The organism is Pseudomonas sp. Irchel s3f19 (genome assembly GCF_900187555.1).
Classification (GTDB): domain Bacteria; phylum Pseudomonadota; class Gammaproteobacteria; order Pseudomonadales; family Pseudomonadaceae; genus Aquipseudomonas; species Aquipseudomonas capeferrum.
Genome location: NZ_FYDW01000020.1, coordinates 1 through 25,557 on the forward strand (window position 1 = coordinate 1; position 25,557 = coordinate 25,557).

A 25,557-nucleotide genomic window follows, 5' to 3' on the forward strand; every position below is an offset into this window, starting at 1 on the left:
TTATCTCTGCGCGCAGGCGGGCATCCTGAGCGCCTTTGCGAAGTTTGATCCGGCGTAGCAGTTCCGACTTTTCAGTTTCGGAAAGGGTAATGACGGTTGCTGGTCGGCCCATGTCGATGCCCTTGGAGAGTTGGCTTCCACAGAGCCTAGCTCAGATTTTCAGCGGTATTTGTGAAACACCACACTAGGACTGATACGGGTGGGATAAACCCGAAAAGCAGAAAGCCGCGCAATGCGCGGCTTTGAATATGGTGGGCCCACACGGACTCGAACCGTGGACCAAAGGATTATGAGTCCTCTGCTCTAACCAACTGAGCTATAGGCCCTCAGAGGTGGCCGGATTATAACGAGGGTTTTGAAAGGGTGCCATCCGAAAGATCGGTTAGTGCTATACGAAGAAACGCCGCAGCGAATTCCTCCGCCGGCAGGGGCAGGCTGACGATGTAGCCTTGGATCTGTTCGCAGCCTTCGGCGGCGAGGAAGCGCTGCTGGGCCTGGTTTTCCACGCCTTCGGCAATGATGGTGAACTGCATGCTGCGGCCCAGGGCAATGATTGCGCGGGCGATGGCGGCGTCGTGGGGGTCCTCGGGCAGGCCGCGGATGAACGACTTGTCGATCTTGAGGATGTCCAGCGGCAGGCGTTTGAGGTAGCTGAGCGACGAATAGCCGGTGCCGAAATCGTCGATGGCCAATTGCACGCCCAGCTTTTTCAACTGGTGCAGCACGGCCAGGGCTTCCTCGGCCTGGCTCATGATGAAGTTCTCGGTGATCTCCAGCTGCAGGTCACCCGCCTTCAGTTGATAGGTCTTGAGCAACTGTTCGATGCGCCGCGCCAGGTGCGGGTGACGCAGTTGGGCGCCGGCGAGGTTGATCGACAGGGGGCCGAAGTCTTCGTAGTGCATCTTCCAGAGGTGCATCTGCCGGCAGGCCTGCTCCAGCACCCAGTCGCCCAACTGAAGAATGGTGCCGTTCTCTTCTGCCAGGTGGATGAAGTGCTCTGGCGGCACCTCGCCAAAGGTCGGGTGGCTCCAGCGGATCAGCGCTTCGGCACCGACCAGGCTCTGGGTCTTGAGGCTGAGCTTGGGCTGGAAGCACAGGCTCATCTCGTTGCGCTCGACGGCGCGGCGCAACTCATGTTCGAGGGCGATGCGTTCGCTGGCCTGGGCGGTGAGGTCGCGGGTGTAGGCTTCTACACGGTTGCGGCCTTTGGCCTTGGAGCGGTACATGGCAGCGTCGGCATTGCGGATCAGCGTCGAGACGTCGCTGCCGTCCTGGGGGTACAGGCTGATGCCGATGCTGGCGCTGGTGAAGAACTCGTGCTCGCCGGCCTGGAACGGCGCGCTGAAGCAGGCCAGCAACTTGCCGGCGATGCTGTTGGCGTCGCTGGGCCTGTGCAGGCCGGGCAGAAGGATGATGAACTCGTCACCGCCCAGGCGGGCCACGGTGTCGACGTCACGCACCTGCTCTTTCAGGCGCTGGGCGATACCCTTGAGCAACAGGTCGCCGACCGGGTGGCCAAGGCTGTCGTTGATGTGCTTGAAGCGGTCGAGGTCGAGGAACAGGACCGCGCCCTGGCGGTTGGAGACCTGGGCGCAGGTAAGCACCGCCTGCAGGCGATTCTCGAACAACGCGCGGTTGGGCAGGCCGGTCAGTGGGTCGTGGTGGGCCTGGTAGTCGAGCTTGGCCTGGGCGTGCTTGAGGCTGGAGATGTCGGCGAACACGGCGACGAAGTGGGTGATTTCACGCTCGCTGTTGCGCACCGCGCTGATGGTCAGCCAGCCAGGGTAGAACTCGCCATTCTTGCGCTTGTTGTAGATCTCGCCCTGCCAATGGCCCTCGGCGGTCAGTTGGTGCCACATGGCGGCATAGAAGGCGCTGTCGTGCTGGCCAGAGGCAAGCAGGCGCGGGGTCTGGCCGAGCGCTTCGATCTCGCTGTAGCCCGTGATTTCGCTGAAGGCGCGGTTGACCGCGCTGATTCGCTGGTCGATATCGGTGATCAGCACGCCCTCGGCGGTGTTTTCGAACACGGTGGCGGCCAGTTGCAGTTTTTCCTGCATCAGGTGGCGCTCGGTGATATCGCGGGCGATGGTCAGCATGCAGTCGACACCGCCGATCGGCAGGGGCCGGGCAGACAGCTCGCACAGGCGGATCTGCCCATCGCTGCGGCGGATGTGGCAGCTGAAATCACGCACGAAGCCATCACGCTTGAGTTGGTCGACCAGGCGCTTGCGTTCGTTCAGGTCAACCCAGATGCCGAGGTCGAGGGAGGTCTGGTCGATGCTCGGGTTCAGGTCATAGCCGGTGAGGCGGCAGAAGCCCTCGTTGACTTCAATCAGCAGCCCATCACTCTGGCGCGACAGCAGCAGGCCATCGGGTGATGCGTGAAACGCCTTGGCGAACTTCTCTTCCGAGGTTTGCAGTTGCTCCTGGGTTTCCTTGAGCTGGCTGATGTCGCGCACGGCCACCACCAGCGCCGGGGTGCCATCGAGTTCGAAGGTTTCTGCCGAGGTCAGGCCCGTGAACAGCTGGCCGTTGCTGCGCCGGAAGCTCATTTCGAGGTTGCGGATGCCGCCTTGGTGCAGGCGTTCGAGCAAACGTGGGCCGCTGCCTTCTAAGGCCCACAGGTCCAGCTCGGTGGCGGTGCGGCCGATGACTTGGCCCGGGGTCAGGCCGATCTGCTCCTCGAAGGCCTCGTTGACCTCCAGCAGGCAGCCGTCGCTGTGGCGGGCGATCAGCAGGATGTCTGGGCACTGTTGGAACACCGAGGCGAATTTCTGCTCCGACAGGCGCAGGGCATCCTCGGTGCGTTTGGTCTCGCTGATGTCGATCATCAGCCCGCGCATCACCGGCCGATGCCCATGCTCGATCAGGCTGACGATGTTGCGCACCCAGAGCGGTTGGCCATCGGCGCGGATCACCCGGTAGTCGAGGCTGTGATCACGCCTGGCGGCGGTCTCGCTGTCGCAGTAGGCCTGGGCCCAGAGCGCGTCCTCGGGGTGCAGGATGCTGCGCCAGAAGCCCGGTTTGAGCCAATCATGCAGCGGGTAGCCGAGCAGGTCCTCGGCGTGGGGCGAGACATAGCTGTAGGTAAAGTCGTTGGCGTCCGCCTCCCAGGCGATTGCCGACAGGCTTTCGACCAGGCCGCGGTAGTGATACTCGCTGCTGCGCAGTTCTTGTTCCAGGGCGATGCGACGGGAAATTTCCGAGCTGAGCCGACGGTTGATACGAATGACTACTGCGAGAATCGCCACCAGTAGCAGCACTGCAGGCAAGCCATAGATGAGCATGTCGGACCAGAACATGCGCTGGTCCACCACGTTGCCGACCCAGCGCTGCTGAATATGGCTGACTTCGGCGCTGGTCATGTCGGCCATGACCTTATCGAGAATGCCCACCAGGACTTTGTTATCCCGCGGTGCGGCCATGGCCAGCTGGTAGCGGTAGGGCGTTTCGCCGCTGACGTAGAGGCCGTCGAGCTTGAGCTGGCGCAAGCTCCAGATGCTCGAGGCGAGGTCGCCGACCACGGCATCGACCTCGTCTGTGGCCAGGGCTTGCAGCGTCGAACTGACATTGGGCATGGCCACCAGGTTGAGGTCCGGGTGGTGGGTGCGCAGTAGTTCGTGTGGGGCGTAATCCTCGACCACGGCGATTTTCAGGCCGTACAGGTCTTTCAATGAACGGGGTTGTGCACCGCCTTTGTGGGCAAGGATGACAATGGGGAAGTCGAGGTAGGGGCGGGTGAAGGCCAGATAACCCTGACGCTCTGGGGTCGACATGATGCCGGGGAGCAGGTCGAGCTTGCCATCGCGCGCTTGCGCCAATACCTCGGTCCAGCTCTTTGGCTCGACCGGTTTTAGCGTCACACCCAGGCGTTCCTGGATCATGGCGATGTAGTCGGCGGCCAATCCCTGGTACCGGCCCTCCTGGTCGCGAAACTCGAACGGTGGCCAAGAGGCGTCTACGCCCAGGCTCAACTGCGGGTGGGCAGCCAGCCAGGCTTTTTCCTCGTCTGTCAGGGTCAGGGCGCCGGCCGTTGTGGTCCACAGAATCAGGAGCAGCAACAGGATGGCCGGCATCAGGGGCATAGCGGCCTCGCGATCAGAGTGTCTGACGACGAGTGTAGACCGGCATTCAGGGGGATGTGGGGCGGAAGTCGGGCATTGTGTTGCAGCCGGGGCCGTAAAAGAAAAACCCCGGCCTGGGCCGGGGTTTGTCATCACTCGTCGAGGAAGGAGCGCAGATGCTCGCTGCGAGTTGGGTGGCGCAATTTGCGCAACGCCTTCGCCTCGATCTGACGGATCCGTTCACGGGTCACGTCGAACTGCTTGCCCACCTCTTCGAGGGTGTGGTCGGTGTTCATGTCGATGCCGAAGCGCATTCGCAGCACTTTGGCTTCGCGGGCGGTCAGGCCCGAGAGCACGTCGCGGGTGGCTTCCTTGAGGCTTTCGACCGTGGCTACATCGATCGGGGACTGCATGGTCGAGTCCTCGATGAAGTCGCCCAGGTGCGAGTCTTCGTCGTCACCGATCGGGGTTTCCATGGAGATCGGCTCTTTGGCGATCTTCAGTACCTTGCGGATCTTGTCCTCAGGCATTTCCATGCGCTCGCCCAGCTCTTCCGGGGTCGGTTCACGACCCATTTCCTGCAACATCTGCCGGGAAATGCGGTTGAGCTTGTTGATCGTCTCGATCATGTGCACCGGAATACGGATGGTGCGCGCCTGGTCGGCGATCGAGCGGGTGATCGCCTGGCGAATCCACCAGGTGGCATATGTCGAGAACTTGTAGCCGCGACGGTATTCGAACTTGTCCACCGCTTTCATCAAGCCGATGTTGCCTTCCTGGATCAGATCGAGGAACTGCAGGCCACGGTTGGTGTACTTCTTGGCGATGGAGATCACCAGACGCAGGTTCGCCTCGACCATTTCTTTCTTGGCGCGGCGGGCCTTGGCTTCACCGATCGACATGCGACGGTTGATTTCCTTGATCTCGGCGACGGTCAGGCCAGTCTCGGTCTCAAGGTCGATCAGCTTCTGTTGGCAAGCGACGATGGCAGCGTCTTTTTCACCCAGGGCGGCAGCCCACTTGGTGCTACGCTTGGCCAGGTCACCGCTCCAGGTCTGGTCGGTTTCGTTGCTTGGGAACATGCGCAGGAAGTCGGCACGCGGCATGCGGGCGTCACGGACGCACAGTTGCATGATGGCGCGTTCTTGCTGACGCAGGCGGCTCAGTGCATCACGCACGCGCTCGACCAGTACCTCGAACTGCTTGGGTACCAGCTTGATCGGCATGAACAGGTCAGCCAGGGCCTGAAGGGCCGCGATGCTTTCCTTGGCGCTGCGACCGCTCTTCTTCAGCACCTTGTTGGTGACTTGAAGCTGATCGGCAACGGCACCGAAACGCTGAGCTGCTACGACGGGGTCCGGGCCACTTTCGGCCTCTTCCTCGTCATCGCTCTCTTCGCTTTCTTCTTCGTCGTCTGTTTCTTCCTTGGTAGCCGCGGCCTTGGCGCCTGGAACAGGCACTTCTTCGGTCGGGGCAGCGATGTTGTCATCAGGGTCGATGTAACCGCTGAGCACATCGGACAGACGGCCACCTTCGGTGGTGACACGATCGTATTCGCTGAGAATGTAGTCGACAGTACCCGGGAAGTGAGCGATGGCGCCCATGACTTCACGGATGCCTTCCTCGATACGCTTGGCGATTTCGATCTCGCCTTCGCGGGTCAGCAGCTCGACAGTACCCATTTCACGCATGTACATGCGCACCGGGTCGGTCGTGCGGCCGATATCGGTTTCAACTGCCGCCAACGCAGCAGCGGCTTCTTCGGCCGCGGCTTCGTCGGTGTCGGCTTCCGCCAACAGAAGGGCATCCGCATCCGGAGCACTCTCGAATACGTTGATCCCCATGTCGTTGATCATGCGGATGATGTCTTCCACCTGTTCAGGATCTGAAATATCCTCAGGCAGGTGGTCGTTGACCTCCGCGTAAGTCAGGTAGCCCTGCTCACGACCGCGGGTGATCAACTCTTTGATACGAGACTGCTGTTGCGCTTTTCCGGACATAACACCCTATCCACTGAAGGTCTTGGCGGGCAAAAAACAAGCCGAGGATTATACCCGAGCATGGGCCTCACGCGCCAGATGAGGTCGGCGTTTGTGCGGGAACATTCCTGCTAAGCAGGGCGAGAAGCTGAGATTTTTCCTCACTGCTCAACTCGCTTTGACGTGCTTTCCTGAGCAGATGTTCCAGGCTGCGCTCGCGTTGGCGGGCGGACAAGCTAGTTATAGTGTCGAAAAACTGTTGTTCAAGGTTGTCGGCCACGATCAGCCATTCCTTCTCGGCCAATGCCCGCAGCAAACGGCCCTGTTCGGTGCCGTGCCAGCGTGCAATCAGCTGCATTGAGCTTAGCCCAGGATTCTTCTGCGCGGCTTCGATCAATGCCACCAGCAACTGGCTGTAGAGGTGCTCTTCGTCGGCGAAGTGGCTGGCATCTTCCACCTTTCCGGCCAGCAGCGGGTGGTGCAGCAGGGTGCGCAGGGCGGCCAGCGTAGGCGGCTCCACGGGGGCTGGCGTGCGCGGTGGCGCCTCATCGCGTTGCTGCCAGGGCTTGCCGCCTTTGCGGTTTTTGTCCCAGGGCTTGTCGCTCCACGGTTTCTTGCCGCCACCCTTGTTCGGCTTCCATTGCTGCTCTTGCTGCGCCGGGGCGTAGTCGTGCTGCGGCATGTCGCCGAAGTCCGGGGTGTAGCTGGCCATGGCGTCGTAGTCATAGCCCGGGTCGTAGTCCGGTACGCTGCTGTTGGCAGCCGGCTGTTGGGCCAATTGCTCTACTTGCTGCGGGTCGAGGCCGGTAATTTCTTTCAGGCGGTTACGCATCAGCTGGCGCAGGTTGGCGCCCGGGATTTTTTCGACCAGCGGTGCAGCCAGGGTGGCCAGATGCGCTTTGCCTTCCAGTGAGCGCGGGTCGGCCTCAATGCTCAATTGCTCGAAAAAGTAATCCGCCAGTGGCTGGGCGTGCTGGTTGATGCGTGCCATGAAAGCATCGGTGCCTTCGGCGCGCACCAGGCTGTCCGGGTCTTCGCCTTCGGGCAGGAACAAAAAGCGTGCGCGGCGGCCGTCCTGCAGGGCCGACAAGGTCGACTCCAGTGCGCGCCAGGCGGCTTTGCGCCCGGCTTGGTCGCCGTCAAAACAGAACAATACGCTGGGCACCACACGGAACAGGCGCTTGAGGTGTTCTTCGCTGGTGGCGGTGCCGAGGGTGGCGACGGCATTGCGCAGGCCTTGCTGGGCCAGTGCGATAACGTCCATGTAGCCCTCGACGACAATGATTTCATCGAGGTTGCGGTTGTGCTTGCGTGCCTCGTAAAGCCCGTAGAGCTCTTGGCCCTTGTGGAAAACCGGGGTTTCCGGGGAGTTGAGGTACTTGGGCTTGTCGTCCCCCAGTACGCGGCCACCGAAGGCGATCACCCGGCCACGGCTGTCGCGGATCGGGAACATCACACGGTCGCGGAAGCGGTCATAGCGCTTGCCGCTCTCGGCGTTCTCGATCAGCAGGCCGGCGTCGATCATCACCTTTTGCTGCAGGCTGTCGGCGCCCAGGTGCTTGAGCAGGTTGTCCCAGCCTGGCGGGGCAAAGCCCAGGCCGAAGTCGCGGGCAATCTCACCGGACAGGCCGCGCCCCTTGAGGTAATCCACCGCCGCCTTGCGGGTCGGGTGGCTGCGCAGGGCCTGGCGATAGAATTCGGTGGCAGCATCCAGTAGCGGGTACAGCGGCGAATCTGTCGGCTGGCGTGGCTTCTGCGCGCGCCGGCCTTCCTCGCGTGGCACTTCCATGCCGGCGGCACGGGCCAGTTCCTCGACTGCCAGGGGGAAGTCCAGGTTGTCGTGGTCCATGACGAAGCCAAGGGCGTTGCCGCCGGCGCCGCAGCCGAAGCAGTAGTAGAACTGCTTGTCGGGGCTGACCGTGAAGGAAGGGGTTTTTTCCTTGTGGAACGGGCAGCAGGCGGAGTAGTTCTTGCCGGTTTTTTTCAGCTGGACGCGCGAACTCACCACGTCGACAATGTCGAGGCGGTTGATAAGGTCGTCAATGAAGCTCTGGGGAATCAGCCCGGCCATGGCAGTCTCGTCATCTGGCAACTGGCAAGTCTAATCGCTCACGCGCCGGTTGGGGCGAATGCTGCAAGGGGAAGTGCGAGGGAGGTATGTGCTCGTCGCCAGCCAATGAAGGCTCGTCAGACAGGACGTGCACGCCTGGTCAAGGACCAGCTCTGACGTTTCAGGCAGGTTGCCCTGCTGCAGTTCGCATGACGCGAGTGCGTAGGGGCCTTGAGCTAGCTGCCCAAGTTTGAAGCAATTGTGTAGCAACCGCTGCCATCGGCCCGGCGGTGAGCCGGGCAGGGCAGAAGCTTTGCGTAGAACGTCTGTATTAGTACAGACGAACGGCGCGGCGCTGTTCGCGCTGAACTTTCTTGGCGTGACGCTTAACAGCGGCAGCTGCTTTACGCTTACGCTCTGCGGTCGGCTTCTCGTAAAACTCGCGGCTACGAACTTCAGCCAGTACACCGGCTTTTTCGCAGGAGCGCTTGAAACGACGCAGAGCTACGTCGAAGGGTTCGTTCTCTTTAACTTTGACGGCTGGCATCCAGGGCTACCTTAATTCATTACCGGGGTAGACGTGCTCCTGGCAAAACAAAGGTGTGCTGGAGAACGTCGGTTTTCAAGGGTTGCGGATGTTAACCCTTAGCTGGCCGGAATGCAAAGCCTCTGATCGAAAACCGCTGGTCGGCACCCGACACGGCGACTATCATGCGCGGCTTCGAATTCAGCCCCCACAAGGGACGAACCCATGCTAGTACTGGGATTGGAAACATCCTGCGACGAAACTGGCGTCGCATTATATGACAGCGAACGCGGCTTGTTGGCCGACGCGCTGTTCAGCCAGATCGACCTGCACCGCGTGTTCGGCGGTGTGGTCCCCGAGCTTGCCTCACGCGATCACGTCAAGCGCATGCTGCCGCTGATCCGCCAGGTGCTGGACGAGGCTGGCTGCGTGGCCACCGAGATCGACGCCATCGCCTACACCGCGGGTCCTGGGCTGGTCGGCGCGTTGCTGGTCGGAGCTTCCTGCGCCCAGGCGCTGGCGTTTGCCTGGGACATTCCGGCCATTGGTGTGCACCACATGGAAGGCCATCTTCTGGCGCCCATGCTGGAAGAAACCCCACCCGAATTCCCGTTCGTCGCTTTGTTGGTGTCGGGCGGCCATACCCAGCTGGTACGGGTTGATGGCATCGGCCATTACCAACTGTTGGGCGAGAGCCTGGATGACGCGGCCGGTGAGGCCTTCGACAAAACCGCCAAGCTGATCGGCCTGAACTACCCAGGCGGCCCTGAAATCGCCCGGCTGGCCGAGCAGGGCGTACCGGGGCGCTTTGTCTTCCCACGGCCGATGACCGATCGCCCAGGCCTGGAATTCAGTTTCAGCGGCCTCAAGACGTTCGCCCTGAACACCTGGCAGCAATGCCGCGATGCTGGCGACGACGGTGAGCAAACCCGTTGCGACGTGTCCCTGGCATTCCAGCAGGCGGTGGTGGAGACTTTGACCATCAAGTGCAAGCGGGCCCTGAAGCAGACTGGCCTGAAGCGGCTGGTGATCGCCGGTGGCGTCAGCGCCAACAAGGCTTTGCGCGCGTCCCTCGAGGACATGCTGGGCAGCATGAAGGGCAACGTGTACTACGCGCGCCCGCAGTTCTGCACCGACAACGGCGCCATGATCGCCTATGCCGGCTGCCAGCGCCTGTTGGCGGGGCAGCAGCAGGACCTGGCGATCAGTGTGCAGGCGCGTTGGCCGATGGAGCAGTTACCGCCGGTCTGAAAGGTGTCAGAAGTGGCGTTCGCGCCCGGCGAACAGGTCGCGCAGGTTGTTGCGATGACGCCAGACGATCATCACCGTGAGTACGCTGATCGGTAGCAAGGCCTCTGGCTCGCGCCAGGCGAGCAGGGGCAGGGTCAGCGGCGTGGCGATCAGCGCCGCCAGCGAGCTGGTGCGGGTGAGGTAGAAGGTCAGTAGCCAGGCGGCGATGGCCAGCAGTGCGGCTGGGAAGTACAGGGCCATGAGCAGGCCGGCGGCAGTCGCGACGCCCTTGCCGCCCTGGAAGCGAAAGTACAGCGGGAACAGGTGGCCCAGCACCGCGCAGACGCCAACCCAGGCCTGCGCGTGCAGGTCGAGCCCGGCAAGGCGGGCGAGCAATACTGGCAACAAGCCCTTGCACAGGTCGCCAAGCAGGGTCAGGATCGCCAGCTTGCGGCCTGCCAGGCGTAGCATGTTGGTGGCCCCGGCATTGCCCGAACCGCTGGAACGGGGGTCCGGGCTACCGAACAGGCGGCTGAGGACGATGGCGAAGGACAGCGAGCCGAGCAGGTAGGCGAGCAGCGCCAATAACCAAAACATGCTAACTATTCCGGGCGAGGACGCCCTGATTCTAACGGCGCCAGTCGCCCTTGTCGTGCTGTGGAGAGAAGTGCTTGGACAGAGTGTTCATCGAAGGCCTGGAAGTCGATACCGTCATCGGTGCCTATGACTGGGAGCGGGATATTCGCCAGTGCTTGCGCCTGGACCTGAGTTTCGCCTGGGATAACCGCCCGGCAGCGGCCGGCGACGATCTCAGCCTGGCGCTGGACTACGCCAGTGTTTCGGCGCGTATCCAGGCATTTTCCGAGCAGGCGCGCTTCGAACTGGTGGAAACCTTCGCCGAGCGCCTGGTCGCGGTGCTGATGGAAGAATTCCAGATCCCGTGGGTGCGGCTGAAACTGACCAAGCCAGGCGCGGTCCCCGCTGCCCGTGGCGGTGTTGGCGTGGAGATCGAGCGCGGATGTCTCTGAACACGGTTTATCTGGGCCTGGGCAGCAACATCGACCGCGAGGCGCACCTGTGCGCGGGTCTCGATGCCTTGGCGGGCATCCTCACCGACATGCGTTGTTCGCCGGCGTTCGAGAGCCAGGCGGTGGGTATCAAGAGTGGCCCGTTCATCAACTTCGTGGTGACCGGCAAGACCGATCTGCCACTGATGGAGCTGGACCGCCGGCTCAAGTTCATCGAAGCCGACAACGGCCGCTACGCGCCCGAGCGCAAAGGGCTGCCGCTGGATATCGACGTGTTGATGTATGACGACCTGCACGGCACGTTCGATGGGTTGGTGCTGCCGCGGGCCGAGATTCTGAAAAACGCGTTCGTGTTGTGGCCATTGTCGCTCTTGGCGCCCGAGCTGGTGCACCCTGGGGTGGGCAAGCCCATGGCGCAGGTGTGGCAGGAGGCGCGGATTGATCAGGTGCTGGCCCCGGTCGCCTTCGAGTGGCGAGGGTTGCAGCTGACGCCGGCCTGAGCCTTGCCCTTTCGGTGCCTTGCCGGGCCTCTTCGCGGTGCCCGGCAATCGTGAAATCAGCCTTCTGCAGCGCTTTTGTAGGCCGTCAGCGCCTTTAATCGCTCACCTTTAAGCGACTCGCCCAACGCCTGCCCGGTCAGCCCAGCCTGCACCAGCGGCTTCACATCCACAGCCCTTGCCGCAGCTGCTGCCCCTCGCAGGTAGTCAGCCTGTGGATAAGCCAGACTGCCCTGGCGCGCGCGCGCATCCATCTCGCAGGCGCTGATGAAGTCGTCGAAGCGCTGTGGCCGCCGATACACATCGAACTTCTGCAACAGCTCCAGCAATGCCGTGGACGGCAACTCAAGGGCCTGGTTGCATTGAGACAGGCACTCACCCACCAGTATGGCCAGCTCCTGGCAGTCTCGCGGCGCCTTGAAGCGCTGGCTGACCGCCTTGATCGTTGCTGGCTGCAGCTCGCGCAGCAGGCAAGCCCAGCGCACATGCAGTGGTTGATCATGCTGCGCGGCCTGCTCCAGGCCCGCCAAGGCGTGGGGGCTATCCTCAAGCTCTGGCAACAGTGCCTGCAAGGCATCGCAAGCGCGCAAGACCTCGAAGAACACCTGGGGTTGCGGCTCCATCAGCGCGCGCTCGATCTCTTTCCAGCTGCGTTCGGCGGTGAGCGCCTGCAGTTCGCCAGAGGCACTGATCTGACGCATCAGCGCCAGGGTTTCGTCAGCCACCTTGAAGCCCAGTGGCGCGTAGCGTGCGGCAAAGCGGGCAACCCTGAGTACCCGCAGGGGGTCTTCGGCGAACGCGGGGGACACGTGGCGTAAAAGGCGCCTTTCGAGGTCCTCTTTGCCGTGATAGGGGTCGTAAAGCGTGCCGTCGTCGTCCTCCGCCATCGCATTGATGGTCAGGTCGCGGCGGATCAGGTCTTCTTCGAGGGTGACGTCGGGGCTGGCATGGAAGGTAAACCCGCCATAGCCACGGCCACTTTTGCGCTCGGTGCGCGCCAGGGCGTATTCCTCACCGCTTCGGGGGTGGATGAACACCGGGAAATCAGCGCCTACCGGGCGGTAGCCCAGGGCCTGCATCTGTTCGACGGTGGCGCCAACCACCAGCCAGTCGATGTCGCTGACGGGGCGCCCGAGCAAGCGGTCGCGCACGGCGCCGCCAACTTTGTAGATGTGCATGTACAGCCTCCATAACTGCCCACAGGATAACCTGTTGGCAGTTATGCGGGGGCGTCGCGGCTAGAGGTGGTGGATGACGGCCAGGTCCATGCGGCCATAGTCGGCGCTTTCGCCATGCTCGCCGCGCGGAGGCATGTGATGGGTCTTCATGACCTGGTCGCCTTGTACGGTCTCCAGGTGAATGTCGAAGCCCCACAGGCGGTGCAGGTGCTTGAGCACTTCCTCGGTCGAGTCGCCCAGCGGTTTGCGGTTGTGTTGTTGGTGGCGCAGGGTCAGCGAGCGGTCGCCGCGGCGGTCGATGCTCCAGATCTGTACGTTGGGTTCACGGTTGCCCAGGTTGTATTGGGCCGCCAGTTGTTCGCGAATGAACCGGTACCCTGCCTCGTCATGGATAGCGGGTACCAGCAGGTCATCACGCTGGTCGTCGTCAAGAATGCTGAACAGCTTGAGGTCGCGGATCACCTTGGGCGACAGGTACTGCAGGATGAAGCTCTCGTCCTTGAAGCTGCTCATGGCGAACTTGATGGTCGAGAGCCAGTCGCTGCCGGCAATGTCGGGGAACCAGTGGCGATCTTCTTCGGTTGGGTTTTCGCAGATGCGGCGGATGTCGGTGTACATCGCAAAGCCGAGCGCATAGGGGTTGATGCCGTTGTAGTACGGGCTGTCGAAACCTGGCTGGAACACCACGCTGGTGTGCGACTGCAGGAACTCCATAATGAAACCGTCGGTGACCAGGCCCTCGTCGTACAGGTCGTTCATCAGCGTGTAGTGCCAGAAGGTGGCCCACCCTTCGTTCATCACCTGGGTCTGGCGCTGCGGATAGAAGTACTGCGCTATCTTGCGCACGATGCGCACCACTTCGCGCTGCCAGGGTTCGAGCAGGGGGGCGTGCTTTTCGATGAAGTACAGGATGTTTTCCTGAGGTTCGGCGGGGAAGCGCGCATCATCACGCTCACCACCCTTCTCCGCGCCCTTGGGGATAGTGCGCCACAGGTCGTTGATCTGCCGTTGCAGGTGCTCTTCACGCTCCTTCTGCCGGCGCCGCTCCTCCTCGGCAGAAATGGGGTAGGGGCGCTTGTAGCGGTCGACACCGTAATTCATCAGCGCGTGGCAGGAGTCGATGAGGTCTTCGACGGCATCGATGCCGTGGCGCTCTTCACACTGGGCGATGTACTGCTTGGCAAACACCAGGTAGTCGATGATCGAACTGGCATCGGTCCAGGTGCGGAACAGGTAGTTGCCCTTGAAAAAGCTGTTGTGGCCATAGCAGGCATGGGCGATTACCAGTGCCTGCATGCACATGGTGTTTTCTTCCATCAGGTAGGCGATGCACGGGTCGGAGTTGATCACGATCTCGTACGCCAGGCCCATCTGGCCCCTACTGTAGGACTTTTCGGTACTGAGGAACTGCTTGCCATAGGACCAGTGGTGGTAGCCCAGCGGCATGCCTACCGAGGCGTAGGCATCCATCATCTGTTCGGCGGTAATCACTTCGATCTGGTTGGGATAGGTGTCCAGGGCGTAACGCTCGGCCAGGCGGCTGATTTCCCGGTCGTAGGTCTGGATCAGGTCGAACGTCCATTCGGACCCGGTGGAAATAGGTTGGCGTTTCTGAGCTCTGGCGGTCATGTGGCTAACCTGCGCTGGAAGAGTTCACGGAAGACCGGGTAGATGTCGCCGGCCGATACCAACTGCTGCTGGGCGAACGTGTCGGGGAAGCCTTCGCCGATTCGCTCGTACTCGTACCACAGCGCCTGATGCTCACGGGGGGTGATCTCGACGTAAGTGTAGTACTGCACGTGCGGCATGATCTGCTTGGAGAGGATCTCGCGGCAGATCGGCGAGTCGTCGTTCCAGTTGTCGCCGTCGGAGGCCTGGGCGGCATAGATGTTCCAGTCACTGGCCGGGTAGCGCTCGGCCATGATTTCCTGCATCAGCTTGAGCGCGCTGGAGACGATGGTGCCGCCGGTCTCCCGCGAATAGAAGAACTCTTCCTCGTCCACTTCCCGCGCACTGGTGTGATGGCGGATGAAGACCACTTCGATGCGGTCGTAATTACGCTTGAGGAACAGGTACAGGAGGATGAAGAAGCGCTTGGCGATGTCCTTGGTGGCCTGGGTCATGGAGCCGGAAACGTCCATCAGGCAGAACATCACAGCTTTCGAACTGGGGTTGGGCTGCTTGACCAGCAGGTTGTACTTGAGGTCGAAGGTGTCGAGGAAGGGCAGGCGGTTGATGCGTGCCTTGAGCCGTTCGATTTCTTGCTCGACTTCCTGGATGTCGGTGAAGTTGTCAGGTTCCTCGACCTTCAGGCGGTCGAGTTCTTTCTGCGCTTCGCGCAACAAGGCACGGCTGCTGCCGGTCAGGGCAATACGCCGGGCATGGGCCGAACGCAGGGTGCGAACGATGTTGATGCGTGATGGGTTGCCTTCGTTGGCAATACCGGCACGTACAGTCTTGAAGGTGTCGGCACCGGTCAGGTGGCGTTTGACCAGGTTGGGCAGTTCGAGGTCTTCGAACATGAATTCGAGAAACTCTTCCTGGGTGATCTGGAAGACGAACTCATCCATGCCCTCGCCAGAGTTGCCGGCCTTGCCACGGCCACCGCCGCCGCCACCACCCTGGGGCCTTGGGATGTGTTCGCCGGCGGTGAATTCCTTGTTGCCAGGGTGCACGATGGTCTGTTTGCCGCCACGACCGTGGTGCAACACCGGTTCATCGATATCCCGTCCCGGAATGCTGATCTGCTCGCCATGCTCCATGTCCATGATGGAGCGGCGGCTCACGGCCTCTTCGACGGCCTTCTTGATGTGCTCACGGTAGCGCCGCAGAAAACGCTGGCGGTTGACCGTGCTCTTGTTCTTGCCGTTCAGGCGTCGGTCGATTACGTAGCTCATGGTCCCTCCGGTGACTGGATGCAGCTGCAAGCCACGAGCTTCAAGCTGCAAGAAAGAGCAGCCACCGCGGCTGCAAGCTGTGGCGTAGACAGAAGCGCCGACGCCGGGCAGCTTGCAGCTTGCGGCTAGAAGCTTGCCGCTTTATTGCGATTTCCTGACCCGCAGGTACCATTCCGACAGCAAGCGCACCTGCTTGTCGGTGTAACCACGCTCCACCATCCGGGTGACGAAGTCGTTGTGTTTCTTCTGGTCTTCCTTGCTGGCCTTGGCATTGAAGCTGATGACCGGCAGCAGGTCTTCGGTGTTGGAGAACATTTTCTTCTCGATCACCACCCGCAGTTTTTCATAGCTCAGCCAGCTCGGGTTCTTGCCGTTGTTGTTGGCGCGTGCGCGCAGTACGAAGTTGACGATCTCGTTGCGGAAGTCTTTCGGGTTGCTGATGCCGGCAGGCTTCTCGATCTTCTCCAGTTCTTCGTTGAGGGCAATACGGTTGAGGATCTCGCCGGTTTCCGGGTCGCGGTATTCCTGGTCTTGAATCCAGAAGTCGGCGTACAGCACATAGCGGTCGAAGATGTTCTGGCCGTACTCGCTGTAAGACTCGAGGTAGGCGGTCTGGATTTCCTTGCCGATGAACTCGATGTAGCGCGGTGCCAGGTATTCCTTCAGGTAGCGCAGGTAGCGTTCGCGCACTTCGGCCGGGAACTGTTCCTGTTCGATCTGCTGTTCGAGCACATACAGCAGGTGAACCGGGTTGGCTGCGATCTCGTGCGGGTCGAAGTTGAAGACCTTGGACAGGATCTTGAAGGCGAAGCGGGTCGACAGGCCGTTCATGCCCTCGTCGACGCCTGCCGAGTCCCGGTATTCCTGGATCGACTTGGCCTTTGGATCGGTGTCCTTGAGGTTTTCACCGTCGTAGACACGCATCTTCGAATAGATGTTGGAGTTTTCGGGCTCCTTGAGGCGCGAGAGCACGGTGAACTGGGCCAGCATCTTGAGGGTGTCGGGCGCGCAATGGGCCTTGGCCAGCGAGCTGTTGACCAGCAGTTTGTCGTAGATCTTGATTTCGTCACTGACGCGCAGGCAGTAGGGCACCTTGACGATGTAGATCCGGTCGATGAACGCTTCGTTGTTTTTGTTGTTGCGGAAGGTGTGCCACTCCGATTCGTTGGAGTGGGCCAGCAGGATGCCGGTGTAGGGGATCGCCCCCAGCCCCTCGGTACTGTTGTAGTTACCTTCCTGTGTCGCCGTCAGTAGGGGGTGCAGGACCTTGATCGGCGCCTTGAACATCTCGACGAATTCCATCAGGCCCTGGTTGGCCCGGCACAGCGCACCCGAATAGCTGTAGGCGTCGGCGTCGTTCTGTGGGTATTCCTCGAGTTTGCGGATGTCCACCTTGCCCACCAGGGCAGAGATGTCCTGGTTGTTCTCATCGCCGGGTTCGGTCTTGGCGATGGCGATCTGGTTAAGGATCGAGGGGTAGAGTTTGACCACCTTGAACTTGGAGATATCGCCGCCGAACTCCTGCAGGCGCTTGGTGGCCCAGGGCGACATGATGGTGTTCAGGTAGCGCCGTGGGATCCCAAACTCTTCCTCGAGAATGGCCCCATCTTCGGTGGCGTTGAACAAACCCAGTGGTGATTCGAATACAGGCGAGCCCTTGATGGCGTAGAAGGGCACCTTCTCCATCAGTTGCTTGAGCTTCTCGGCCAGCGACGACTTGCCGCCGCCTACCGGGCCCAGCAGGTAAAGGATTTGCTTCTTCTCTTCCAGGCCCTGCGCCGCGTGGCGGAAGTACGAAACGATCTGGTCGATGCATTCTTCCATGCCATGGAAGTCTTCAAAGGCCGGATAGCGCCGAATGACCTTGTTCGAGAAGATCCGTGAAAGCCTGGAATTGTTGGAGGTGTCGACAAGCTCCGGTTCGCCGATGGCCAGCAACAGCCGTTCTGCCGCCGAAGCGTAGGCGCTGCGATCCTGCTTGCACAGCTCGAGGTACTCCTGCAGCGAAAGTTCTTCCTGGCGGGTGGACTCGAAACGTTGTTGGAAGTGGCTAAAAATGCTCATGACGTCACCTCGCTCGATACGTGGAGACGACGCCGGATCAGTCAGCTGATGCTGGCATGCAACCGGGTTCGCCGATTGCTGTATACCCCCCAGAACACCCTTGAAACGCTACCGATGACCCGCACGCCGGTGTACCGGCTCTCCCCTTTTTTGGATGGCCTGGGCTTAAGGATAGTTGGTAATACGCAAGGTCAAGGGCGCGAGGCCGAGAAGTTGCTCGCGACCGTTCGTCAGGTGAGCCGCAAGCCCGCATAGGGCGCGGGCTGCAGTAAAAATGAAAAAATTATTCAGCGGCGCCTTGGGCAGTCTCGCCCGGGTAGGTGGCGCGCCACAGCTCAAAGCCGCCATCGACGCTGTACACGTCCGAGAAGCCCTGGCCGGCCAGGTAGGCGGCGGCGCTCTGGCTGGAATTGCCGTGGTAGCAGACCACCAGGGTCGGTGCATCGAGGTCGGCATTGCGGATGAAATCGGCGACCGAATGGTTATCCAGGTGGGTGGCGCCGTTGATGTGGCCGGCCGCAAAGGCCTGTGGGTCGCGAATATCGACCACTACCGCACCTTGCGCGCGCAGGGCCAGGGCCTGCTCGGGAGGGATGCGCTTGAATTCGCTCATGGGTACGGTTTCCTTCAGGGCTGATCGTTGAGTCTAGTGGGTTGTGCCGGCGTGCGTACGGTGCCGTCGTCGGCGCAGTCGCAGCGATGGTATTCACCGCTGTCGACGTTATAGAGGGTCATGGCACCGCCCCACACGCAACCGGTGTCCAGGGCGATGATGCCGGGCTCGTCGACGCGCCCTTCAAGGGCGGCCCAGTGGCCGAAGATGATCTTCACATGCCGCGAGCGGCGGTCCTTGTGCGCAAACCAGGGCTTGTAGCCTTTGGGGGCTGCGCCCAAGCCTTCCTTGCTCTTGAGGTCGAGCTTGCCCTCGGGGGTGCAGAAGCGCATGCGCGTGAGGTAGTTGGTGATCACCCGCAGGCGCTCGATACCTGTGAGGTTCTTGCTCCACTTGTTCGGCTCGTTGCCGTACATGCCATCGAGGTAGAGCTTGAGGCACCCGTCGTCCCGCAGCACTTCCTCGACTTCGGCGGCAAGCTCAAGGGCTCGGCCCAGGGTCCACTGTGGCGGTATGCCAGCATGTACCATGGCGATACCGCGGGGCTCGTCGTAATGCAGCAGTTTTTGCCGGCGCAGCCAGTCGAACAGCAGGTCGGCGTCTGGCGCTTCGAGGATAGCGCCCAGGGTGTCGCTCTTTTTCAGGCGTTCGACGTTGTGCCAGGCGGCCAGCAGGTGCAGGTCATGGTTGCCCAGCACGCACACCAGCGAGTCACGGATCGAGTAAAGGAAGCGCAGGGTTTCCAGCGACTCGGGGCCGCGGTTGACCAGGTCACCGACCAACCAGAGGCGGTCGATGGCGGGGTTGAAGCGCACGCGTTCGAGCAGGCATTTGAGCGGTTGCAGGCAGCCTTGCAGGTCACCGACGGCGTAGGTCGCCATCAGTGCAGGGCTCCGGGTACCGCCAGGCGGAAGGGCGCGATCTGGGCATCGAAGCGTTTACCGTCTTCGGCGAACATCTGGTAGCTGCCCTGCATGGTGCCGACGCGGGTGCTGATGACCGCGCCACTGCTGTAGGTATGGCTCTGGCCCGGGTCGATGTTCGGTTGCTGGCCGACCACGCCGGCGCCGCGCACTTCCTCGACTTCGCCATCACCGTTGGTGATCAGCCAGTGTCGGGACAGCAACTTGGCCGTGACCGAGCCGTTGTTCTGCACGGTAATGGTGTAGGCGAAAGCGAAACGACTGTTTTCGGGGTCGGATTGTTCTTTGAGGTAGCGGGTCACGACGCTGACGTCGATCTGATAGCGGGGATCGGACATGCAAAGGCCTTGGGCGAACTGACGCAATAATGCAGTCTAGGCCATTGGCGGGGGGGAGGGCCAGCGGTGTGGTCGCGGGCAGGCATGTCAGCAGGGGGGGGGTGGTGCCGGCCTCTTCACGGGTGAACCGAGAAGAGGCCGGTGCAGGCGCTATCAGGCTTGTTGGTCAGCCAACTGGTCTGCCAGGCGCACGAAGGCCGCCAGGTCCAGCTGCTCAGGCCTCAGGCTGCCATCAACGCCAGCGGCTTCGATCGCCTGGCTGTCGAGCAGGCCTTTGAGGGTGTTGCGCAGTGTCTTGCGACGCTGGTTGAAGGCTTCGCGAACGACCCGCTCCAGCAGCAGGTGGTCCTTGGCTGGGAACGGCAGCACTTCGTGTGGCACCAGGCGCACGATGGCCGAGTCCACCTTTGGCGGCGGGTTGAACGCGCCAGGGCCGACGTTGAACAGGTGTTCGACCCGGCAGTGGTACTGCACCATGATCGACAGGCGGCCCCAGTCACCGCCACCCGGGCCTGCGGCCATGCGCTCGACCACTTCCTTCTGCAGCATGAAGTGCATGTCGCGGATCAGCCCGGCGTGGCTGAGCAGGTGGAAGATCAGCGGGGTGGAAATGTTGTAGGGCAGGTTGCCGACCACCTTGAGGCTGCGCGGTGGCACGCCGAGCTGGTTGAAGTCGAACTTCAGGGCGTCGCCCTGGTGCAGGCGGAAGTTGTCACGGCCGGCGAACTTGTGCTGCAGGATCGGCACCAGGTCCTTGTCCAGTTCCACCACGTCCAGCTGTGCACCGCTGCCCAGCAGGCCCTCGGTGAGGGCGCCCTGGCCTGGGCCGATTTCCAGCAGGTGTTCACCCGCCTTGGCGTGGATGGCGCGCAGGATGCGGTCGATGATGCCGGCGTCGTGCAGGAAGTTCTGACCGAAGCGCTTGCGCGCCCGGTGTTGGTATTGCTCGTTCATGGTCGGTTCTCGGCCATCTGGTAGGCGGTTTCCAGGGCAACCCGCAGGCTGCCGGTATCAACCTTGCCGGTGCCGGCCAGGTCCAGGGCGGTGCCGTGGTCGACCGACGTGCGGATGATCGGCAGGCCCAGCGTCACATTGACGGCGGCGCCGAAGCCTTTGTACTTGAGTACGGGCAGGCCCTGGTCGTGGTACATCGCCAGCACTGCGTCGCAGTGCTCCAGATATTTGGGGGTAAACAGGGTATCGGCCGGCAGCGGTCCGCGCAGGTCCATGCCTTCGGTGCGCAGGCGGGCCAGTGTCGGTTCGATGATGTCGATTTCTTCGCGGCCCAGATGGCCGCCTTCTCCGGCGTGCGGGTTGAGGCCGCAGACCAGGATGCGAGGGTTGGCAATGCCGAACTTGTCGCGCATATCGGCGTGCAGGATGCGGGTGACACGCTCGACGCGTTCAGCGGTGATCGCGTCGGCAATCTCGCGCAGCGGCAGGTGAGTGGTCACCAGGGCCACGCGCAGGCCGCGGGTCGCGAGCATCATCACCACTTGCGCGGTGTGGGTCAGCTCGGCGAGGAACTCGGTATGCCCGGAAAAGGCAATGCCGCTCTCGTTGATCACGCCCTTGTGCACAGGGGCGGTGATCATCCCGGCGAAATGCCCGTCCAGGCAGCCAGTGCCTGCGCGGGTCAGGGTTTGCAGGACGAAGGCGGCATTGGCCTTGTCCAGCTGGCCTGCCGTCACGGCGGTGGCCAGGGGTGTATCCCAGACATACAAGCTGCCCGCAGGCGCTGGCTGGTCGGGCCAGTGGTCCGGCGCTACCGGCAGCAGGTTGACGGCCAGCCCCAGCTGCGTGGCCCGCTCGGCGAGCAGGTCACGGCTGGTGATGGCAATCAGGGGGTGGGGCTGGGCGTCTGCGGCGAGCAGCAGGCACAGGTCGGGACCTATGCCGGCTGGTTCACCGGGGGTGACGGCGAAGCGCAGGGGCTTCACTGTGCAGCCTGGTCGGCGCCAGGCAGCTTGATTTCAACGTAGGCCTCGTCGCGGATCTGGCGCAGCCAGGTCTGCAGCTCTTCGTCGTACTTGCGGTTGCGCAGCACGTTCAATGCCTGCTGTTCACGCGCCTGTTCGGTGCTGTCGGTGGCGCGGCGGCCCAGCACTTCCAGGACGTGCCAGCCGTACTGGGTCTTGAACGGTTTGGTGACTTCGCCTTGGGCTGCGTTGGCCATCTGCTCACGGAACTCGGGCACCAGGCTGTTCGGGTCGACCCAGTTGAGGTCGCCGCCGTTAAGCGCCGAACCCGGGTCTTCCGAGAAGCTCTTCGCCAGCTCGCCGAAGTCTTCGCCGTTCTTGATGCGGTCGTACAGGCGTTCGGCCAATTGCTCGGTGGCTGCGTCGCTGCGGATTTCGCTCGGCTTGATCAGGATGTGGCGTACATGCACTTCGTCACGCAGCACGTTCTCGCTGCCACCACGCTTCTCTTCCAGTTTGAGGATGATGAAGCCGTTGGGGATACGGATTGGCTGGGTGACATCGCCAGTGGCCATGTTGCTGAGCATCTTGGCGAAGTCAGGTGGCAGCTGGCCGGCTTTACGCCAGCCCATCTCGCCGCCTTCCAGGGCGTTCTCGCTGGCAGAGCGGGCGATGGCCAGCTGGCCGAAGTCCGCGCCTTGCTTGAGCTGCTGGTAGACATCGCCGGCCTGCCGGGCAGCCGCCTGGATGGCGTCGGAGTTGGCGCTTTCCGGGGTCGGGATAAGGATGTTGGCCAGGCGATACTCTTCCGAGAGCTGCATCTTGCCCAGGTCCGAGTTGAGGAAGTTTTTCACTTCCTGCTCGGAAACCTGGATGCGCTCGGCCACACGGCGCTGGCGCACGCGGCTGATGATCATCTCGCGCTTGACCTGCTCGCGAGCGTCGTCGAACGACAGACCGTCATGGGCCAGGGCCGCGCGGAACTGGTCCAGCGACATGCCGTTGCGCTGGGCAATGGTGCCGATGGCCTGGTTCAGCTCCTCATCGGTGATGCGGATGCCGGAACGCTCGCCGATCTGCAGTTGCAGGTTTTCGACGATCAGGCGCTCAAGCACCTGTTGTTCGAGGGCGCTGGTCGGTGGCGCGCCGGCGCCACGTTTGGCGATGGTTTGCTGAACTTCATGGACGCGCTGGTCCAGTTGGCTCTGCATGACCACGTCGTTGTCGACGATGGCCACCACGCGGTCCAGAGGTTGTACCGCGGCATGCACCGCGCCACTCAGCAAAGCGGCGCCCAGCAACACTGGGCGCAGACGATCAATAAGCTTGGTCTTCACGTGTACGGTAACCTTGAATGCCTTCGTCGAGGAAAGATTCGACCTTGTTGCCCACTACACCACCGAGGCCTTTCAGCACGATCTGCAGGAAGATACCGTGGTCGCCTTTTTCGTTCGCTGGAAGGGCTTGGCTGAAGTCGTCGTAGTCGATCCAGTAACGGTTGATCAGGCGCAGCTTCCAGCAGCAGTTGTCATACTCGAAACCGCCCATGGCTTCCAGGGTGCGGTTGCGGTTGTAGTCATGCTGCCAGCGAGCGATGACGCTCCACTGCGGAACGATCGGCCAGATGACCGAGAAGTCATGCTGCTGGATCTTGTAGTAGTCCTTGATGTAGTTCTCGCTGCCTGGCACACCGTAGTCGCCGCCGCCCACTTTCCAGGTACCGGTCTGGGAGTCGTAGGAGATGGTGTCGTTGCGGTAGCGATAACCGAGGTTGACCACCTTGTTCGGGTTGTCTTCAGGCTGGTAGTGGAACATCGCGCTGCCCGAGCGGGTGCTGCGGCTGTCCGGGTCCCAGTTGAAGTCCGAATTGAAGCGCCAGTCGCGGTTGAACGCATAGTTGTACACCAGGGCGTACGGCGAAACGTCGGCCTGCGAGTCGGCGCGGGTCTTGTAGTTGATACCCGGCAACTGGACCTTGCGATCCTTGAAGTAGTAGGCCTGGCCGATGCTGAAGCTCTGCCGCTCGAAGCCATCGTCCTCGATCCAGCGCGTGGTCACGCCCAGCGACAGTTTGTTCTCGTCGCCGATGCGGTCGGTGCCGCTGAAGCGGTTGTCGCGGAACAGCGAGTCGTAGCTGAACAGCGTTTCACCCGAGTCGAACAGCGGGATGTCCTTCTGGTCCTTGTACGGGACGTAGAGGTAGAACAGGCGCGGTTCGAGGGTTTGCTTGTAATTTGTGCCGAACATCGAGGTGTTGCGGTCGAAATACAACCCGCTGTCCACGCTGAAGATTGGCACGTCACGGTTCACCGTGCCGCTGTAGCTGCCATAAGCTACCGGATCAGCTGCCTGCAGCCTGATAGCGTCGGCCTTGCCTTTGCTGTCCAGGTCGAGGTCGTAATGGGTGTAGGCGTACTTCAGTTTTGGCGTCAGGTAGCCGTAGCTGGCTTCCATCGGCAGGCTGATCGATGGCGCGAAGTTCAGACGTGTGCCGTTGGCACGGGCAATACCGGCAATGTTCTGGTCAAGCCGTCGGCCGCCCAGCACTTGCCCGGTAATCGGGTCCCTTACAACGCCTGCTGTCGTGTCTGGCACGCCGTCCTTGTTGAATACCAGGTCGTCTTTCAGGTCACGATCAAAGCGAACCGCTTCAGTCTCATAAGCAAGGTTCAGCCCACCCGGCTCGAACGGCAGCTTACCGTTGAAGGTGATCTGCGGCAGGCGGTCATACGGCGTGATCTGCGAGATGGTCGCCATCTCGTAGGCATGCACGTTCAACCGCGCGGTGTAGCTGTCGCCACGGTAGGTCAGGGCGCCCTGCTGGTTGAGCAGGTCCTGGGTCTCTACGCCGATCTGGTCGGATTCGAGGTCCTGGAAGTAGAACGGGTCGCTGATGTCGGTGTAGTCCACCTCGGCCATCAGGCGCTCGTCCAGGCCACCCTTGTGCTGCCAGTTGACCATCCAGCGCTGTTCTTTGTAATCAGTCTGGTCTTTACGGTCGTCGTTCTTGTCGTTCAGGTACGCGCCGCCGAACTGGCCTTCGCTGGACGGGGTCAGGTAACGGAACTCACCTTCCATCAGCAGGCCGCGCTTGGTCATGTAGCGCGGGTACAACGTGGCGTCATAGTTTGGCGCCAGGTTGAAGTAGTACGGGGTGACCAGCATGAAGCCGGTGTCGCTGCTGCTGCTGAACGAGGGCGGCAGGAAGCCGGACTGGCGACGGTCGTCGATCGGGAAGTAGATGTACGGTGTGTAGAACACCGGGAAATCCTTGACCCGCAAGGTGACGTTGGTCGCCGTGCCGAAACCGGTGGCCGGGTTCAGGGTGATGTTGTTGCCCTTCAGCTGCCAGGCGTTGCTGCCCGGTTCGCAGGTGGTGTACGTACCGTCCTTGAGACGGATGATGGCGTTTTCGCCACGTTTGGCGTACAGGGCGTTGCCGCGGATGTGCGACTTGTGCATCACGTATTCGGCGTTGTCGACCTGGGCTTCGCCCGTGTCGAGCTGGATTTGCGCCTCGTCACCGACCACCAGCGAGCCGTTGTCACGGATCTTGACGTTGCCCTTGAGCTCGCCACGGTTCTCGGTCTGGTAGAGGTTGGCCTCGTCGGCCTCGGCCTGCATGCTGCCCTGGCGCATCACCACGTTACCGGCGAGGGTAGCGATCTGCTGCTCCTGCTGGTACTTGGACACCTTGGCATTGATGTAGGTCGGCGACTCGTCCTTGGGCGTGGTGTCGGCCATGCCAGGGCGGGTCGGCTCGATGTACGCGCCACCGCAGTACGGGCCGGTTTCGGCCAGCTGGGCGGCGGTGAGCTTGTCACGCGGGACCCAGTCGAGGTGGCTGTAGTCTTCGCTGCGCGACTTCAGGCCACGGCCCTTGGCCTCGGTGACCAGCATCGGCTTGTCCGCGGTTTCGGCTTCGCCCGCCTGGGCTTCGGTACCGGAACTGAGGGCAGCACCCTCGTGCACCGGACGCGGCGGCAGGTTGTTGACAGGCGCCTTGGGCTTGCAGTCCCAACCACCGGAGGCGGACACTTGGCAGTCGAACTGTTCGGCTGCCACGACGTACGACGTGGCCAGAGGTTGCAGGGCCAGCAAACCGCCGGTGACCAGCAACGGAAACTTTCTACGAAACGCGGGGGATTTCAATGCCATCTTATTAGTCCGGGCTTCCTGCGTGCCATCTGCCCGCGTGTGGGGCCGCACGCCTCTCGATGGTCTGAAAAAGATGCTGGATAATAAAGCATG

The 25,557-nt window shown here is 61.9% G+C and carries 19 protein-coding genes and 1 tRNA gene; 3 read left to right on the forward strand and 17 right to left on the reverse strand.

Going from position 1 to position 25,557, the window contains the following annotated elements:
* Positions 1–249 precede the first annotated feature (249 nt).
* The 5 genes from CKW22_RS26195 to rpsU all read right to left on the reverse strand — a co-directional run bounded on the left by CKW22_RS26195 (position 250) and on the right by rpsU (position 8,640).
* Positions 250–326 (reverse strand) — tRNA-Ile (locus CKW22_RS26195).
* A 15-nt stretch (positions 327–341) separates the two neighbouring features.
* Complete coding sequence (locus CKW22_RS26200) at positions 342–4,085, reverse strand: bifunctional diguanylate cyclase/phosphodiesterase (RefSeq protein WP_095065567.1); 3,744 nt, start codon at positions 4,083–4,085, stop codon at positions 342–344.
* Positions 4,086–4,216: 131 nt separating this feature from the next.
* Complete coding sequence (gene rpoD / locus CKW22_RS26205) at positions 4,217–6,064, reverse strand: RNA polymerase sigma factor RpoD (RefSeq protein ID WP_033703065.1); 1,848 nt, start codon at positions 6,062–6,064, stop codon at positions 4,217–4,219.
* A gap of 67 nt (positions 6,065–6,131) precedes the next feature.
* Positions 6,132–8,114 (reverse strand): DNA primase, encoded by a 1,983-nt coding sequence (dnaG, locus tag CKW22_RS26210; protein ID WP_033703064.1) that lies wholly within the window; start codon positions 8,112–8,114, stop codon positions 6,132–6,134.
* Positions 8,115–8,424: 310 nt separating this feature from the next.
* A complete protein-coding gene (gene rpsU, locus CKW22_RS26215) occupies positions 8,425–8,640 on the reverse strand; it encodes a 30S ribosomal protein S21 (RefSeq protein ID WP_003255575.1) in 216 nt (71 codons plus the stop codon).
* Between the two features lie 204 nt (positions 8,641–8,844).
* On the opposite strand from rpsU, the gene tsaD reads away from it, so the two are divergent.
* Positions 8,845–9,870 carry a tRNA (adenosine(37)-N6)-threonylcarbamoyltransferase complex transferase subunit TsaD gene (tsaD, locus tag CKW22_RS26220; protein WP_047583864.1) on the forward strand — a complete coding sequence of 342 codons (1,026 nt, stop codon included), beginning with the start codon at positions 8,845–8,847 and terminating at the stop codon, positions 9,868–9,870.
* A gap of 6 nt (positions 9,871–9,876) precedes the next feature.
* Here the strand turns inward: tsaD and plsY are convergent, their stop codons facing one another.
* Positions 9,877–10,446, reverse strand: a complete 570-nt coding sequence (gene plsY, locus CKW22_RS26225; RefSeq protein WP_033703062.1) for a glycerol-3-phosphate 1-O-acyltransferase PlsY — start codon at positions 10,444–10,446, stop codon at positions 9,877–9,879.
* 74 nt (positions 10,447–10,520) lie between these two features.
* Between plsY and folB the strand changes: the two genes are divergently transcribed.
* Positions 10,521–10,877: a dihydroneopterin aldolase gene (gene folB, locus CKW22_RS26230; protein WP_033703061.1), complete on the forward strand. Its 357-nt coding sequence runs from the start codon at positions 10,521–10,523 to the stop codon at positions 10,875–10,877.
* Positions 10,868–11,377 carry a 2-amino-4-hydroxy-6-hydroxymethyldihydropteridine diphosphokinase gene (gene folK / locus CKW22_RS26235; protein ID WP_033703059.1) on the forward strand — a complete coding sequence of 170 codons (510 nt, stop codon included), beginning with the start codon at positions 10,868–10,870 and terminating at the stop codon, positions 11,375–11,377. The genes folB and folK overlap by 10 nt, the downstream gene beginning before the upstream one ends.
* Positions 11,378–11,433: 56 nt before the next feature.
* Here the strand turns inward: folK and CKW22_RS26240 are convergent, their stop codons facing one another.
* The 11 genes from CKW22_RS26240 to CKW22_RS26290 all read right to left on the reverse strand — a co-directional run bounded on the left by CKW22_RS26240 (position 11,434) and on the right by CKW22_RS26290 (position 25,464).
* A complete protein-coding gene (locus CKW22_RS26240) occupies positions 11,434–12,552 on the reverse strand; it encodes a multifunctional CCA addition/repair protein (protein WP_033703058.1) in 1,119 nt (372 codons plus the stop codon).
* A gap of 60 nt (positions 12,553–12,612) precedes the next feature.
* Positions 12,613–14,181 (reverse strand): SpoVR family protein, encoded by a 1,569-nt coding sequence (locus tag CKW22_RS26245; protein WP_033703057.1) that lies wholly within the window; start codon positions 14,179–14,181, stop codon positions 12,613–12,615.
* A complete protein-coding gene (locus tag CKW22_RS26250) occupies positions 14,178–15,449 on the reverse strand; it encodes a YeaH/YhbH family protein (protein ID WP_033703056.1) in 1,272 nt (423 codons plus the stop codon). The genes CKW22_RS26245 and CKW22_RS26250 overlap by 4 nt, the downstream gene beginning before the upstream one ends.
* Positions 15,450–15,590: 141 nt before the next feature.
* A complete protein-coding gene (locus CKW22_RS26255; protein ID WP_027594382.1) occupies positions 15,591–17,513 on the reverse strand; it encodes a PrkA family serine protein kinase in 1,923 nt (640 codons plus the stop codon).
* 283 nt (positions 17,514–17,796) lie between these two features.
* Positions 17,797–18,126 carry a thiosulfate sulfurtransferase GlpE gene (glpE, locus tag CKW22_RS26260; protein ID WP_095065569.1) on the reverse strand — a complete coding sequence of 110 codons (330 nt, stop codon included), beginning with the start codon at positions 18,124–18,126 and terminating at the stop codon, positions 17,797–17,799.
* 14 nt (positions 18,127–18,140) lie between these two features.
* Positions 18,141–19,007 (reverse strand): symmetrical bis(5'-nucleosyl)-tetraphosphatase, encoded by an 867-nt coding sequence (locus tag CKW22_RS26265; protein ID WP_095065571.1) that lies wholly within the window; start codon positions 19,005–19,007, stop codon positions 18,141–18,143.
* The gene (apaG, locus tag CKW22_RS26270) at positions 19,007–19,387 is read right to left on the reverse strand and encodes a Co2+/Mg2+ efflux protein ApaG (protein ID WP_033703052.1); all 381 of its coding nucleotides are present in this window, start codon (positions 19,385–19,387) and stop codon (positions 19,007–19,009) included. The genes CKW22_RS26265 and apaG overlap by 1 nt, the downstream gene beginning before the upstream one ends.
* Positions 19,388–19,540: 153 nt before the next feature.
* Entirely contained in the window at positions 19,541–20,341 is an 801-nt protein-coding gene (gene rsmA / locus CKW22_RS26275; protein WP_033703051.1) for a 16S rRNA (adenine(1518)-N(6)/adenine(1519)-N(6))-dimethyltransferase RsmA, read from the reverse strand.
* The gene (pdxA, locus tag CKW22_RS26280; RefSeq protein ID WP_033703049.1) at positions 20,338–21,327 is read right to left on the reverse strand and encodes a 4-hydroxythreonine-4-phosphate dehydrogenase PdxA; all 990 of its coding nucleotides are present in this window, start codon (positions 21,325–21,327) and stop codon (positions 20,338–20,340) included. The genes rsmA and pdxA overlap by 4 nt, the downstream gene beginning before the upstream one ends.
* Positions 21,324–22,643: a peptidylprolyl isomerase SurA gene (gene surA, locus CKW22_RS26285; RefSeq protein ID WP_033703048.1), complete on the reverse strand. Its 1,320-nt coding sequence runs from the start codon at positions 22,641–22,643 to the stop codon at positions 21,324–21,326. The genes pdxA and surA overlap by 4 nt, the downstream gene beginning before the upstream one ends.
* Positions 22,624–25,464, reverse strand: a complete 2,841-nt coding sequence (locus CKW22_RS26290; RefSeq protein WP_033703047.1) for an LPS-assembly protein LptD — start codon at positions 25,462–25,464, stop codon at positions 22,624–22,626. The genes surA and CKW22_RS26290 overlap by 20 nt, the downstream gene beginning before the upstream one ends.
* Positions 25,465–25,557: the final 93 nt, after the last annotated feature.

What these genes read in the sequence shown, in the direction of transcription:
- CKW22_RS26200 (WP_095065567.1), bottom strand. Translation starts at nt 4,085, where the DNA reads ATGCCCCTGATGCCGGCCATCCTGTTGCTGCTCCTGATTCTGTGGACC.
- rpoD (WP_033703065.1), bottom strand. Translation starts at nt 6,064, where the DNA reads ATGTCCGGAAAAGCGCAACAGCAGTCTCGTATCAAAGAGTTGATCACC.
- dnaG (WP_033703064.1), bottom strand. Translation starts at nt 8,114, where the DNA reads ATGGCCGGGCTGATTCCCCAGAGCTTCATTGACGACCTTATCAACCGC.
- rpsU (WP_003255575.1), bottom strand. Translation starts at nt 8,640, where the DNA reads ATGCCAGCCGTCAAAGTTAAAGAGAACGAACCCTTCGACGTAGCTCTG.
- tsaD (WP_047583864.1), top strand. Translation starts at nt 8,845, where the DNA reads ATGCTAGTACTGGGATTGGAAACATCCTGCGACGAAACTGGCGTCGCA.
- plsY (WP_033703062.1), bottom strand. Translation starts at nt 10,446, where the DNA reads ATGTTTTGGTTATTGGCGCTGCTCGCCTACCTGCTCGGCTCGCTGTCC.
- folK (WP_033703059.1), top strand. Translation starts at nt 10,868, where the DNA reads ATGTCTCTGAACACGGTTTATCTGGGCCTGGGCAGCAACATCGACCGC.
- CKW22_RS26240 (WP_033703058.1), bottom strand. Translation starts at nt 12,552, where the DNA reads ATGCACATCTACAAAGTTGGCGGCGCCGTGCGCGACCGCTTGCTCGGG.
- CKW22_RS26245 (WP_033703057.1), bottom strand. Translation starts at nt 14,181, where the DNA reads ATGACCGCCAGAGCTCAGAAACGCCAACCTATTTCCACCGGGTCCGAA.
- CKW22_RS26250 (WP_033703056.1), bottom strand. Translation starts at nt 15,449, where the DNA reads ATGAGCTACGTAATCGACCGACGCCTGAACGGCAAGAACAAGAGCACG.
- CKW22_RS26255 (WP_027594382.1), bottom strand. Translation starts at nt 17,513, where the DNA reads ATGAGCATTTTTAGCCACTTCCAACAACGTTTCGAGTCCACCCGCCAG.
- glpE (WP_095065569.1), bottom strand. Translation starts at nt 18,126, where the DNA reads ATGAGCGAATTCAAGCGCATCCCTCCCGAGCAGGCCCTGGCCCTGCGC.
- CKW22_RS26265 (WP_095065571.1), bottom strand. Translation starts at nt 19,007, where the DNA reads ATGGCGACCTACGCCGTCGGTGACCTGCAAGGCTGCCTGCAACCGCTC.
- apaG (WP_033703052.1), bottom strand. Translation starts at nt 19,387, where the DNA reads ATGTCCGATCCCCGCTATCAGATCGACGTCAGCGTCGTGACCCGCTAC.
- rsmA (WP_033703051.1), bottom strand. Translation starts at nt 20,341, where the DNA reads ATGAACGAGCAATACCAACACCGGGCGCGCAAGCGCTTCGGTCAGAAC.
- CKW22_RS26290 (WP_033703047.1), bottom strand. Translation starts at nt 25,464, where the DNA reads ATGGCATTGAAATCCCCCGCGTTTCGTAGAAAGTTTCCGTTGCTGGTC.